At 53.4% G+C, this 13443-nt stretch carries 12 protein-coding genes; 8 read left to right on the top strand and 4 right to left on the bottom strand.

Going from position 1 to position 13443, the window contains the following annotated elements; translation table 11 throughout:
• The coding region (locus RC85_RS28625) for a hypothetical protein (RefSeq protein ID WP_238383201.1) at positions 1 to 183 on the top strand (183 nt) is incomplete at its 5' end.
• A 278-nt stretch (positions 184 to 461) separates the two neighbouring features.
• On the opposite strand, the gene RC85_RS22080 is transcribed toward RC85_RS28625, so the two are convergent.
• Positions 462 to 1940 (bottom strand): sugar porter family MFS transporter, encoded by a 1479-nt coding sequence (locus RC85_RS22080; protein ID WP_084422930.1) that lies wholly within the window; start codon positions 1938 to 1940, stop codon positions 462 to 464.
• Between the two features lie 254 nt (positions 1941 to 2194).
• Positions 2195 to 3184 (bottom strand): type I glyceraldehyde-3-phosphate dehydrogenase, encoded by a 990-nt coding sequence (gap, locus tag RC85_RS22075; protein WP_084422929.1) that lies wholly within the window; start codon positions 3182 to 3184, stop codon positions 2195 to 2197.
• 180 nt (positions 3185 to 3364) lie between these two features.
• On the opposite strand from gap, the gene RC85_RS22070 reads away from it, so the two are divergent.
• The 5 genes from RC85_RS22070 to RC85_RS22050 all read left to right on the top strand — a co-directional run bounded on the left by RC85_RS22070 (position 3365) and on the right by RC85_RS22050 (position 8571).
• Positions 3365 to 4195: a class I SAM-dependent methyltransferase gene (locus RC85_RS22070; protein ID WP_084422932.1), complete on the top strand. Its 831-nt coding sequence runs from the start codon at positions 3365 to 3367 to the stop codon at positions 4193 to 4195.
• A gap of 396 nt (positions 4196 to 4591) precedes the next feature.
• Positions 4592 to 5491, top strand: coding sequence for an ABC transporter permease (locus tag RC85_RS22065; protein ID WP_068266912.1), 900 nt, complete (start codon positions 4592 to 4594; stop codon positions 5489 to 5491).
• 10 nt (positions 5492 to 5501) lie between these two features.
• Positions 5502 to 6251, top strand: a complete 750-nt coding sequence (locus tag RC85_RS22060; RefSeq protein WP_068266911.1) for a P-loop NTPase family protein — start codon at positions 5502 to 5504, stop codon at positions 6249 to 6251.
• On the top strand, positions 6248 to 7354 hold the full coding sequence (locus RC85_RS22055) for an MlaD family protein (RefSeq protein WP_068266910.1): 1107 nt from the start codon (positions 6248 to 6250) through the stop codon (positions 7352 to 7354). The genes RC85_RS22060 and RC85_RS22055 overlap by 4 nt, the downstream gene beginning before the upstream one ends.
• Entirely contained in the window at positions 7351 to 8571 is a 1221-nt protein-coding gene (locus tag RC85_RS22050) for a hypothetical protein (protein WP_068266909.1), read from the top strand. Before RC85_RS22055 ends, RC85_RS22050 begins: the two co-directional genes overlap by 4 nt.
• Before the next feature lie 57 nt (positions 8572 to 8628).
• On the opposite strand, the gene RC85_RS22045 is transcribed toward RC85_RS22050, so the two are convergent.
• Positions 8629 to 10044 carry a hypothetical protein gene (locus RC85_RS22045; RefSeq protein WP_157594002.1) on the bottom strand — a complete coding sequence of 472 codons (1416 nt, stop codon included), beginning with the start codon at positions 10042 to 10044 and terminating at the stop codon, positions 8629 to 8631.
• Positions 10045 to 10082: 38 nt separating this feature from the next.
• Here RC85_RS22045 and RC85_RS22040 point away from each other — a divergent pair, with 38 nt between their 5' ends.
• Complete coding sequence (locus tag RC85_RS22040) at positions 10083 to 11090, top strand: extracellular solute-binding protein (RefSeq protein ID WP_149752905.1); 1008 nt, start codon at positions 10083 to 10085, stop codon at positions 11088 to 11090.
• A gap of 130 nt (positions 11091 to 11220) precedes the next feature.
• On the opposite strand, the gene RC85_RS22035 is transcribed toward RC85_RS22040, so the two are convergent.
• Complete coding sequence (locus tag RC85_RS22035; RefSeq protein WP_084422928.1) at positions 11221 to 12201, bottom strand: fatty acid desaturase family protein; 981 nt, start codon at positions 12199 to 12201, stop codon at positions 11221 to 11223.
• A 201-nt stretch (positions 12202 to 12402) separates the two neighbouring features.
• On the opposite strand from RC85_RS22035, the gene RC85_RS22030 reads away from it, so the two are divergent.
• The gene (locus RC85_RS22030) at positions 12403 to 13098 is read left to right on the top strand and encodes a type 1 glutamine amidotransferase (RefSeq protein ID WP_068266905.1); all 696 of its coding nucleotides are present in this window, start codon (positions 12403 to 12405) and stop codon (positions 13096 to 13098) included.
• Positions 13099 to 13443: the final 345 nt, after the last annotated feature.

Raw genomic sequence — 13443 nt, 5'->3', positions numbered from 1 at the left:
AGTTACGGCAATGTGCGCAACGCCGTAACTCGCTATGGCTCGCTACGGCCTACTTTCTGGTTCCCAGACAAAGCCTGGCCTGATGAAAATCATTGCAACGCAGCAAATTGTGCAAGCTGCACCATGGCAGACAACACAAACTGCAGCGCTGGGAAGCATTATGGCAACGGCACATTTCCCTGATCGCCAGCATGTAGGCCGTAGCGAGCCAAAGCGAGTTACGGCAATGTGCGCAACGCCGTAACTCGCTATGGCTCGCTACGGCCTACTTTCAAGGGGCGAAAGGCGACTCTAAAAAGTCGTACGTTCCTAAGCCGTGTTTTCCTGCACGGCGTTGGGTGCAGCTTCTGGTGGACTGAACCCTGGCGGGCCCAGCTACAGGAAAACCGGGAAACTATTTCGGGACAATTCCTAAAGCCTGGACTGCAAACTTCGATATGCACCGCTTTGAATTCGACGAACTAGCCGGATGCTGACTCGTGATTCAACCAGGATCGTTCGATCTCTTCGATCGTTCTGCCTTTGGTTTCTGGCATCAGAAATTTGATGACCAATAACAGCAGGACCAATTCGCCGGCGTAGAGATAAAAGATGGTGGCGGTTTCCATGTTGGCCTGCATCACGGGGAAGACCATATTCACGGCCGCGCTGGTAATCCAAATGCAAAACGTTGACAGCGCGATGGCGTGTTCGCGAATTCGGTTCGGAAAAATTTCTGAAACGATGACAAACTTGACGGGACCAAGTGAGCAAGCAAAAAACGCGATGAACAAGTTAATCGCTAACACGATCGGCCAGCCCATCACACCGTTGTAAAAAAGCGTTCCGATCAAAACATGCGATAACATGGAACCGATCGCACCAAAGGCAATCAGTTTTCGCCGACCGATGCTATCCACCAATGCCAAGGCCAACATTGCGGCGACAAAATGGACGATCGCAATCGTTCCGAATCCGCCCAAGGATCCGCCAAGCCCGAATCCGGCGTCCTCCAGAATTTGTGGGCCGTAGTAAAACACCACCGACACACCACAAGCTTCCGAAAGAACGCAAATTGCAACGGCCAGGATCAGGGGCATTCGCAGTTTGCGAGTAAAGAGATCGCCAAAGCGAATGTTCTTTTCATCAATCAAGGCACTTTCGATGTCGTTCAAAATGACCGCGGCGCGATCAGCACCGTTGATCCGAGTGAGGATTTTGAGTGCTCGATCTGGGTTGCCACGTTTCACCAACCAACGAGGACTTTCGGGAACAAACGACGCGCAAACCAGAAACAGAATTCCGGGTAACGATTCGGCAAAGAACATCGCTCGCCAATTTTCATCCACCGCGAACCACTGCAGAAAATCGCTGCCGGCGGATGCAGTATCGACGGATTCTTTTGATGCTTCTGCGTAACTAAAGATGCCCCAATTTGCGAAGACGCACATCACGATTCCGATCGTGATCGTCAACTGAAACAGCGTCACCATCTTGCCTCGATGTTCCTCTGGCGAGACTTCCGAAATGTAGAGCGGACAAACCATCGTCGCCATTCCGATCCCCAAACCGCCAACCAATCTGGCCAGAATCAAAGCCTCTGGCCCGCCAGCAAAACTGCTCCACATCGCCGAAATGAAGATCAAGACAGCGGCGATCAGCAGCGTTGTCCGACGACCGGACTTGTCAGCAATCGGCCCGCCCGCTGCCGCACCGACGGCGCAAGCCCAAAGAACGCAACTGACGTAGATGCCAAGCTGCCACGGCGAAAAGTTAAACTGAGCTTCAACCTGCGAATTCGTGCCAGAGACAACCACAGCGTCGTAGCCAAACAACAACCCACCACAGGCGGCGACCATGCAGATGAACCACAGGTAAGCTGCCGATCCGTGTGTTGCCGAGCCGTGTGTTGCATCGCTGGATTCGTTCTTAAATTTGTTCAAAGCGCACCTGTTTTCGATTTGGTTTGGCTCGCAAATCTTAGCAGAGTGATTGGAACAAGGGTTTCTGCAACGTCAGCGACTGAGGAACTGTCGCGAAATAACTTCCCGGTTTTCCCGTAGCTGATCCCGCCAGGGTTCAGTCCTGCATTGGCTCAGGGTGAACTGAACCCTGGCGGGATCAGCTACGGGCAGGGCAATCTTCCGAAACCTTGGTCCACGAAAAAACCCGGCCATCGCTGACCGGGTTTCGTTTGAATCAAGTTTGGACGTCGTTACGCGATTTTCGCGACCAGTTCCAGAACCTTGCAACTGTAGCCCCATTCGTTGTCGTACCACGAAACAACCTTGACGAAGGTTCCGTCAAGTTGAATACCGGCTTCGGCATCGAAGGTTGATGTGTCGGTTTCGCCAACGAAGTCCGTGGAAACCACTTTGTCTTCGGTGTAACCCATCACGCCCTTCATCGGGCCTTCCGAAGCTGCTTTCATTGCGGCACAAATTTCTTCGTAGCTCGCATCCTTTTCCAATTCGACGGTCAAGTCGACGACCGAAACGTCGGAAGTTGGAACGCGGAATGCCATGCCGGTCAACTTGCCGTTGAGTTCGGGAATGACCTTGCCGACTGCCTTGGCCGCACCGGTGCTTGATGGAATAATGTTTTCCAAGATTCCGCGACCACCACGCCAATCCTTCTTTGATGGTCCATCGACAGTCTTTTGTGTCGCGGTGGCGGCGTGAACGGTTGTCATCAAACCACGTTTGATACCGAAGTTGTCGTGCAGCACCTTGGCGAGAGGTGCCAAGCAGTTGGTGGTGCAAGATGCGTTGGATACAAAGACTTCGCCGTTGTACTTGTCGTCGTTGACGCCCATCACGAACATCGGCGTGTCGTCCTTCGATGGTGCCGACATGACGACCTTTTTGGCACCCGCATCGATGTGCCCTTGAGCACTTTCGGCGGTCAGGAAGATACCGGTGGATTCGACAACGATGTCTGCACCGACGTCGCCCCAAGCCAACTTACTGGGATCAGTTTCCGAAGTGATGCGGATTTTTTTGCCGTTGACCACCAATGCATCGCCATCGACCGAAACTTCGCCTGGAAAACGGCCGTGGACGGAATCGTACTTCAGCATGTAGGCCAAATAATCGACGTCCAGCAGGTCATTGATGCCCACCACTTCGATGTCATCGCGACTGACCGATGCGCGAAAAACCATACGACCGATTCGGCCAAAACCGTTGATACCGACTTTAATCATGTTTCTTGTTTCCGTTTTAAGGGGAAAAACGTGGAATGGAGGTGGGTCGATTGGTCGCCATATCGACTCGCAGCACTGAACAAAACGATACGATAGTGCGACAGATCGGCCCGCCGTGACTGCGAAATTTCCACTAGGTGAAAATCCCGCGGGACAGGATTATAGGAATCGATGCCGCCAATGAACCAGCCCCCGAAACCCTCTGACTTTTCGCTTCGCCGGCCGGAAAAGCCACCGTCATGGTGCCGACCTGCCGGTGTAGCACCAGGAACTTGGGACTACGTCCATCAAGGGGCGATCGCAGACCATTACGACGACTTTGTGGCGGACGTGGCGATGGCGAACGTCGAGCAACAAATCCTTCGTGATTTTTTTCCGCCGCAAGAAAAACCTGGCGATCAAACGATGATCGATCTTGGCTGCGGCACCGGACGCACCGCCATTCCGCTTGCCCAAGCCGGATACGATGTCATCGGCGTCGATCTAAGCCAAACCATGCTTCAGCGACTGAGCGAAAAAGCCAAGGCTGCGGACCTTGGTGGAAAAGTCGCCGCCGTTCGAGCCAACTTGGTGGAATTAGATTGTCTGGCCGACCATTCGGCTGATCATGCAGTTTGCCTGTTTTCAACCATGGGCATGATTGCCGGGCGAAAGCACCGACGCCAAATGCTTTCCCACGTTCATCGAATCGTTCGCCCCGGCGGCATCTTTTTGTTGCATGTCCATCACCGCTGGGCGGCGCTGAGAGAAAAAGGCGGGATCGCGGCCACGATGAAGTCAATCATCAAATCGTTCGACAAGTCCGAGCATGAGTTTGGTGATTCCGTCTACGAGTATCGCGGCCTCGATCAAATGTTTATGCACCGCTTTGGCCGAATGGAAATCGAAAGAGACCTTCAAAGCACGGGCTGGCAAGTCGAGCACTGTTTACGACTTTCTATCGACGGAAAACGGCTGACGATGCGATTACCGATCTGCGGTGGATTCTTTGTTGTCGCCCGGGCAACCTAAGTCGATGTCAAACTTTGACGGTCAGGGAGCGACAAACGATTGCTCCAATGGTTCGTGTAGGCCGGAACAAGCTCAGCGCAGTTCCGGCAATTGCATGGTACTGCATTGGATTGCCGGAACTGCGCTAAGCTTGTTCCGGCCTACTTCCATTCGATTTTGTAATGGAGTGACAGTAGAACTCGTTTCTTGGCTGTTCCTTTGGCCCGATGTCAAACTTTGACGGTCAGGGCAAGCCGGGTGATTGCTCCACTAGTTCGTCTTAGATCTAGCAGTTCGCTTGGGAACGGTTGGTTTGAATGTACGATCAAAGCCGGCGGTGTCGATTGCAAGGAAGACAGGCCTAGCTCCATTGGAGTTTTCCCTAAGAACGTTCCCTGAAGTTCAGCGTCTTCTCTTATGCCAAGCACCCACCAGATCAACGATCGCAATCGATGGACGGGTGCTCTGGTCAGGGGAACACAGTCGGTCAGGCACGCGTTTGCGTTGCTCTTTGACTTCATCGGCGAACAAGCGATCTCTCGGTTCGAGGGAGTTTCCTCGATTTTGGCGATCATGGTGGCGACCTTCCAATTGGCGATCCGCCCCGCGTCTTGGTCCGAATCCGTTCGCACCGTTTTCTCTCGGCAATTGTTGTTTACCGGTGCCGATGCTGTCTCGGTGTCACTGCGAATCGGAGCCGCCGTTGGCGTGCTGATTATCGTTCAAGCAGCACTCTGGATCGATGCCCTCGGAGTCACCAACGAACTGATCGAACCCATTCTTTGGCGAGGCATCGTACGAGAACTCGCGCCGCTGTTAGCCTGTTTGGTCGTGATCGGACGCAGCGGAATTGCGATCTCGACCGAGTTGGCAACGATGGTTGTCAGCGGAGAAATCGAAGTACTTGATTCGCAGGGCGTTGACCCGATGACCTACTTGGTGATGCCAAGAATCCTAGCGTTCGTGGTTAGCGTTTTTGGATTGGCAGTGATCATCGCAACCACGATGCTGGTGACCGGTTTCATGATCGGCCAAATCATGGGCGTGATCCGAACACCGTGGTCAGATTTCCTGGGAGGTGCGATTCGCCAATTCAGTTCACTGGATCTTGTTTTCTTTGTTCCCAAAACCACCATCGCCGGCGCGTTCGCTGGCGTGATCTGTTGCCGTGACGCAATGAGTGTCCGCGGAACGATGAGCGATGTGCCCCGAGTGACCGCACGCAGCGGTATCCGAGCGCTCACCGCCGTCTTCGCGGTTTCAGCCGTGTTGTCGGTTCTAATCTACGGCCGCTTCCTCGTCTTTAAGGTGCTGTAGGTCCAACAAAATGAGCACCACCAAAGAAACGCTGAACGAAGACGTCGTCCTAGAATTGACGAACGTTAGTTGCAGCGAAACTTCATCCGAAGCAGTCAAGTTGCGAGATGTCAACTTGAAAGTGAAACAAGGCGAGTTGGTGATGATCCACTTGGGTCGCCGCCAAAACCCTCGCGCCTTTTCATCAATAATCCAAGGTCTATTAGATCCGATAAAAGGTCAAGTCTCCTTTCAACAAACGCCTTGGAAGATCGCCAACATTGAACAGCAATTCCTGATGCGCAGCCGGATCGGTCGAGTCTTTGACGGTCGTGCCTGGATCAACAACTTGAACATCATTGAAAACGTTACACTGCGTGCAAAGCACCACGCGTTCCCCGCAGCGAAACTGCAACAACAAATTGACCAGTGGAGCAAACTGCTTGACGTGCCATCGCTTAGCCGCGAACGTCCCGCGTTTGTCGAAGCATCCAGGCTGCAGCGATATCAATGGCTGCGAGCAATCATCGGTGACCCTTTGCTTTTGATCCTGGAACGTCCCATGAAAACACTCGATCCAGAAATGATCGCTCCGTTGGTTGAAAGCATTAACCAAATTCGTCTGCAAAAAGTCGCTGTGATTTGGTTCACGGGTAGCGACTATGAAATGACGCAAAAATTCTCAGGCATTGTGCGACATTATCAATCCAAAGACGGCAAGCTAGTCCAAGCAGGTGGCAAGAGTTCTTTTGATCGACCTCATAAAAGGGATTCGAAGTGAACGAACCCTATCGATTGCGCTACGCCAACCAACTTGTCGGAGCGTTCCTGCTGGTGGTTTTGCTGATCGCCATCGTGCTGACAATCCTGTTGCTGCGCGCGGGAAACTACTTCGTTCAGCAAGACCGATTTTGGATCGAGATCCATCAGTCGGAACTCGACGGACTGCGGCGAGGTATCGAAGTCACGATGCTGGGACAATCGGTCGGCGAAATTGAAAGTGTCCAATACATCGATTCCAGCGATCGCGTTCGGGTCAATCTGGCCATTGATTCGGAGTATTCAAGTCAGATCTTTGAAACATCAGTGTTGGTGCCCGACCGAAAATTCGGAATCGGTACGCCGGTATTGGTCATTCAACGTGGCGAGAACATCAACGGTCCGCCGAAGCCTCTTCCACCAGGCAGCCGCATCGATGCGTATCAAAACCAAACCGATCGCATCGACCAGATGTCTCGTGACGTTACGTCGGTTAGCGAATCAGTTTTTCAAGTTCAACAGAAACTGGACCCAGCGGTCGCCAGTGTTGACCAAGCGGCAAATGATTTTAGTAAGACCATTGCCAGCAGCATGAATCCTGCTTTCAATCGCATTGAAAGAGCGTCAAAAGAATTCGAGGAAACAAACCAGACCTTGCGGCCTGATGCGATGGAAACGCTGGAAGCCGTAAGAACCGCAACGACTGATTTGCAAAAACGGATTGCCGCATTAACGGACAAAGTCCAATTGTTGGTTGAACAGGACGTCAAGAAAACACTTAGCGAAGTGCAGCGGAGTACCGATCAGGTCAGCAAAGCTGCAATGCAGGTTGGCCAATCGGCGGACGAAGCCAACCAAGAGATCGCCGATGCACTTTCGACCATCAAGAAGGCTGCCGACTCGGTTCAAAAGCTGGCCGAAGAAACTCGCCAAGTCGTGCGAATCGTTCGCCGCGAAGCCGACGATTTGCCAGGCACGACCGCCCGAGTCAACGACACGGTTAACGAAACCCAGGACTTAGTGGACGAGGTGCGTGGACACTGGTTGTTGAGGCGAACCAGCAAACGCGGCACACCGACCGCACCGCTTTCCCCATCAGGTGTTCGTGCGGGGATCGGCCGATGATGCAAAGCGAATCACTGCGAACAAGTCGCTGGAGTCTAGCCTTTAGGCGATTCCGCAGAAATGCCGAGGCGGCGAAATCCTGGACTCCAACAATCCTGCTGTGTCTTCTGCTAGCTTCGGTTGGTTGCCGATCTGCCATCGTTCCACCCGTCCCCGAAGCACGCGACGATTCGCGACTGAGACGTCTGGCGGATGACGGGCAAGAGCAGTTTGCCGAGGGCGATGTCGATTCGGCAATCACGAATTATCGCAAAGCGATCAGGCGTGCTTGGGCGCTGGACGACCCCGCCGAAATTGGCACCGTCGCGTTCAACTTGGCGGCTTGCCTGTTCAGCGACGGTAAGAACGACGAAGCACGTGATTGGTTGATCGAATCGCGATGCGAACTCACACGCGCCGGACGGTCAGTCGGAAACACCTGGCTGCTGGAATCCAAGATTGCTCGCAGCGAAGGTCGCACGTCCGACGCGCAAGAACACATCGCGATGGCACAATGTGCGTGCCCACCCTGTGAAGTGGAAACCAAAGACGGTGGATGTTGCGGCAATGACGATCCATGCGATCGCACCACCTGTGCCACTTGCCTGCCATGCGCGGGCAATGATCGGATCGAGAAAGAACAGCAAGAAAACTGCGTCGTCGCCTACAACGCACAGATTCAACTTGCCAAAGCTCGCATCGCCAACGATTTCGGTGACGTCGTTCAAGCGTCGGCGCATCTGCAGTGCGCGCGTCAGGCGATCGAGGACTCTTGCCAGCGTGACTTGGCGAGCGAAGTTGAAAACGTTGCCGCGCACATTCATCTGACCCGCGAAGAACCGCTTCAAGCTGGCAACCATTTTGACCGGGAAGCCGACTTGCTGCGTGCTGCTGGAAATCTGCGACAGATTCCTTATGCGTTGCAGCTCGCCGCCGAAGCCTACACCGCAGCCGGACGCCAAGACCTGGCCGCCGACCGTTGGTGCCGAGCCGCCAGAGTGTTCCATGGTCGAGACGATCAAAAAAGAGCATGGAAGTGCGTCACGTCAGCAACGCAAATGGCGACAGGCGTGTTGATCACGCACCCGGTGATCGCCCAACCCGTGATGTGGAACGCTGACATCATCGAAACCGATCTGATTTCGTTTAGCGATGCCTGCAGCGACACCACCAATGTCATCGAACGGCGTCTTGCGATCGTTGCGCGAGAGATTAAACGCGCATTAGACGCCGACTGAACCATGCAATTGCCGGAACCGCGCCGCTGTCGCGTCTTGTTACCGGCCTACGATTGATCAGGATTTTGGTTTTTTAGATCGAACGACCGTGATGTTGTATTCGGATTGGTTGTCGTCCAGTGCGCCCGGTGCGTCGTTGACTCGCAGCAACAACCAACAAGGCTGGTCCACCTGAATCGTTGCTTTCTTTCCGACGTCGATCGTTTTGATCGGCGGCAACGTGCCGGTATCGGGGGCGATGTTGGGAACCATGCGTGCAATCAGTTTTCCCAGTGGTCGGCCTTGGTGATACTGCACGGTGACGCCATCGGGATGACTGATCCACGGTTTGGGTTCGTCGTCGATGATCACGGTTCCGCCCGCAGTGATGTCAAGAACCATGCCGCGATTCAATCGCACGCCAATCGTTTGCCAACCGCGATCAGCGGCGACCGTTCGTTCGATCGGAGCACCATTCCACATCGGGTCCGCCTTGGAAATTTCCAGCCGCTCGCGATCCCAATCGAATCCATAATCAAAATCTTGGACAAGCATTCGCCAGCGAGCTTGAATGACTGGCCAATCAGCCGCCAGACGCTGCATCAACCAGCGATTGAATTGCTGGTCAGTGTCATGCCCATGCTGAGCCGCCTGTAAAAGTGTTTCGCGATACTTGGGGTAGGCGTCCAACATCGACGCCAGCGCCCACGACCAACCGTAAACGTCAACGTCGCCACGAAGATTAGCATCGTACTGCAAAACCGTTTCGATTCGCGGCACTTGTGACTTGCTCGGCGATCCATCGATTGAACGACCACGAAGCTGGTCCATTCGCTTGAATCGCCCCCAGAACGGTGACGCCTCTCGCGACCTGGGCACCTGGCGGATCTGCAATTCGGGGCCGCTGCCGCGATGCGTGGCCAGCAATTCGGCAATGCCTTCGCGGAACCATGTCGGGCCGGTGTCACCAAAGCAATGATACACCAGCGAATGGACGCCTTCGTGCAATAACAAATGCTGAGTGTAGTAGTCGCCGGGCTGGACTCGCACCCAAATCTGGTCATCTAACGCGTACGCGAAAGGGAATTCGGGGACGCGTGGATCGATCAATTCGAGTCGTTTAAAGGTATCAATGTCCTGCATCACGTAACCATCGACGGTCCAGTCATTCAATGCACCGCTGGGAAGGTTCCAGAATTTCGCCCACAATGCTGCAGCAGCGTCAAAGGAGCTGATCCAACGATCAAGCTTTTCGCTTTCCGCCTGATTGCTGACCGGCAAGTCGGTGGTGAGGCGTAGGTACTTACCCGATCGCTGCGTCAGTCGTTGCACCAGTTCGCTGTTTTCGAGCTTACTGTTCTGTTGGGCTGACGCGGGAAACGACAGCATCGTCAGCAAACTCATACCAACCAGCAACCGAGCAGACGATCGTAAGACCGGCCAACCCGTTTTCATTTCCTTCATCGAGTTTTTCTGTGTTCGCATCATTTTCATCGCATCATTCTAACCACAACTCGTGCTCGAATCGCAGCGTGGCGGTTTTGGTTGTTTTGTCGCTTATCGGTCTGCCTGGATGTGTCGGACGCAGCGAAAGCGACGTTGTCGTTTACTCGGCGCTCGACCAAGAATTTGCTCAGCCGATCCTGAGTTCGTTTGAGCGATCGACCGAAAACAAGACAACGGTAATTGGAAAATTCGATGTCGAATCGACCAAGACCGTCGGTCTGGTCAACCTAATTATCGCCGAACAAGATCGCCCCAGTTGCGACCTATTCTGGAACAACGAAATCATGCACACCGTTCGGCTTCAGAAACTGGGGTTGCTGGAAAAGCATTCGTGGCAAGTGGGTGCCAGTCATCCGCCGGGAATGATGGCCAGCGACGGGACTTGGTGCGGGTTCGCCGCGCGAGCCAGAGTTCTGATTATCAACAAAAAGCTGATTGATAATCCGGATGACTATCCGACCAGCGTGTCAGACCTGACTGATCCTAAATGGAAAGACCAATGTGCGATGGCTCGGCCATTGTTTGGAACGACTGCAACCCATTTTGCAGTGCTGCGAGAAATCAACGGCAAAGAGAAAACGATCAATCAACTCAAAGCGATCACCGCCAACGCAAAAATCTTGTCCGGCAACAAGCAAGTCGCAATGTCGGTTTCCGCAGGAACGATCGCCTGGGGCCTGACCGACACGGATGATGCGATCATCGAAAAAGACCAGGGCCGTAACGTCGCGATTGTCTTTCCCGATCAACAACCCGATCAACCGGGCACGCTGCGCATTCCCAACACGATCGCGATCATCAAGAACGCTCAGCATCCGGTCGCCGCGGCAACGCTAGCCGATTTCCTGGTCCGCCCAGAAACCGAAGACCGTTTGGCGATGGGCAACAGTGCCCAAATGCCGCTGTCACGCAAAAGCAAGTTTCCGCCGCGTGTGCTGCCCAGCGAACCAGTGCGCTGGATGAATGTTGACTTTGAAAAAGCCGCCAACGATTGGGAAGCATGGGCCGAAGAGATTCAAACGATCTTCGAATGATCGTCCTGAACCCAAAAGAGCATTCTCAGAATCCCTGTAGGCCGGAACAAAGAGAAGCAAAGTTCCGGCAATCCGATGCCCTTAGTGTTACTCGAGTGTTACTCGAGTAACACTCGTTCCAGCCTACTCGCTACGAGCTAGCTTCAACCAACTCAGATTCTTGCCCAACATCGTCGCTGAACGATTCGGGATCGTTGATCGTCGGGCCAGCTGGGACATCGCTGGGAACATTCCCAATTTGCACGGTGCCCAAGCTGGGAAAAATCGGGGCCAGCAAGTACTGGCGAACCATGAACCAAACCAAGTTCTTTTCGTTCAACTGAGGATTAATGTCCTCGTCGATCTGTTCGTGTGCCGCCTTCAACTCGCTCCAGTGTATTGCCGGGTTTTCATGATGAGCTGTGTGATAGCCGTTGTTGAAAAACAAGAAGTTAAAAACTGGCCCGACAAAATTTCGTGAATGGTCGTGGTCGGAATGTGCGTCAGTATGAACGTGCTGGATGAAGTTGAAAAACATGATCACAGTCGTGGACATAATCGCTGGCAAGATTACCGCAAAGAACCACAAGTACATCCCCAGCCCCGTTTGCTGCTTGTGATACATCGCAGCCGCCAAAATACCGGCACCGATGTATAGCCCCAGCCAAAGGGCGTATTGCAAACGGATGCGACCATACAGCCCGGGCTTCTTGGATTTTACCCGTTCGACGTAATCGCGAATCGGACCACTTTGAAAGTACCCAGAAACCAACGGATACGTCAGCGCGACCAGCAAGTTGTGCTTGTTGGTGAATCGCCAAGTCGCCGTTGCGTCCCCTGGTTTATTCACAAAATGGTGATGGTTCAAGTTGTGGGTCGGCACCCACATCAGTTGTGGGTAGCCGTAAAAGAACGTTAACACCTGCCCGAAAATCTGATTCGCACGCGGCGAATGGAACATTTGCCGGTGGCTGTGGTTGTGAGTCACTGTGCCGATGGCGATCGCAAAGTAACAACTGATTGGCGACAAATAGATCACCCAGGACGGATCGCTATATTGAATGACAACCAAGGTAATTGCGATCGCGACCCACAGCACAGAGCGATAGTCAGCAGGGTTTCGTAAGCCCATAATGAACTGATTCTTTATCAGTAAGAGTGATGGCGTCAGGCAGAACGGCGACGCCGCAACGGGTTAAAATACCGGTATCAACCCAATCCGGCAAACCAGAACGCGGTTTTCCGAGCAGTTATCCGTCAATGAATTCCGTAAAGCGGGATAACTTTCGCGATTACGACAGTTATCCAATATCCCCAGCCGAGAACCCCTCCCTTGAAAATCACTGTGATTCAACACACGGCCGTCGATAGCCCTGGGATCACGAGCGATGTGTTGGACCAGAATCAGGTGGAAACGAAGCTCATTCGAATCGATCGAGGCGACCAGATTCCGACTCAAGTCGAAAGCGATGTGTTGATGACTTTCGGAGGCCCGGTCTCGCTGCATTTGCCAAATCCACCGCCCTGGGTCGAACCAGAACGTGAACTCATTCGGCAATACGCCAAGCACGGTCGCCGAGTATTCGGTATTTGCTTGGGTTCACAATTGATCGCATCGGCCCTGGGTGCCAAAACCGGCCCAAACACAGATCCAGAATTTGGATGGCACGCGGTTGATCGTGTCAACAACTCCGGGCAGTCAAAGCTGGTCAGCGAATTGCCGTCGCAGATCACCGCATTGCATTGGCACCAAAACACTTTTGAATTGCCAAACGAAGCCACTCACCTTTACCAAAGCGATGCTTGCACAAATCAAGCGTTCAGCATTGATGACCGAATCATCGGATTTCAATTTCACCCCGAAGCCACCGCGAAAACGATCGACTACTATCTAAAATTCGCCAACCCGTCGCGGATTCTTGGACGCTACGTTCAAACAGCAGACCAGATTCGACAAGGCGTGACGAAGCATCTGAAGAACCAAAACCAGATGTTGCAACGGTTTCTGGAAAGCTGGTTAAAGTTGTAAAAATACGATCCCGAATCGCAAGCGAGTGAACTGCATCCTATACCCGCAGCCCGGATTGTTCCGGCCTACATTCAGAAACTGCGCTAAAACAAGTCCCGCATTTGGCGAAATCTTTCGTAGCTGGGCCCACCAGGGTTCAGTCGGGTACAGCTAACGCCGTGAAGAATTCTGGTCCCGGAAAACACGGATTAGTTCGTTTAACCGCGCGGGCATCGCCCAACGCGTCGTACTGACCCCACAGCGCGCGGGACGATGCCTGGGGTGATGAAAATGTGTCGTTGTCAACTTGTCACGCCCCTTGAAAGTAGGCCGTAGCGAGCCATAGCGAGTTACGGCGTTGCGCAA

The organism is Rubripirellula obstinata, assembly GCF_001642955.1.
Lineage (GTDB): Bacteria > Planctomycetota > Planctomycetia > Pirellulales > Pirellulaceae > Rubripirellula > Rubripirellula obstinata.
The sequence above is the reverse complement of the archived record's forward strand: the minus strand, read 5'-3'. Positions and strand labels throughout refer to the sequence as shown.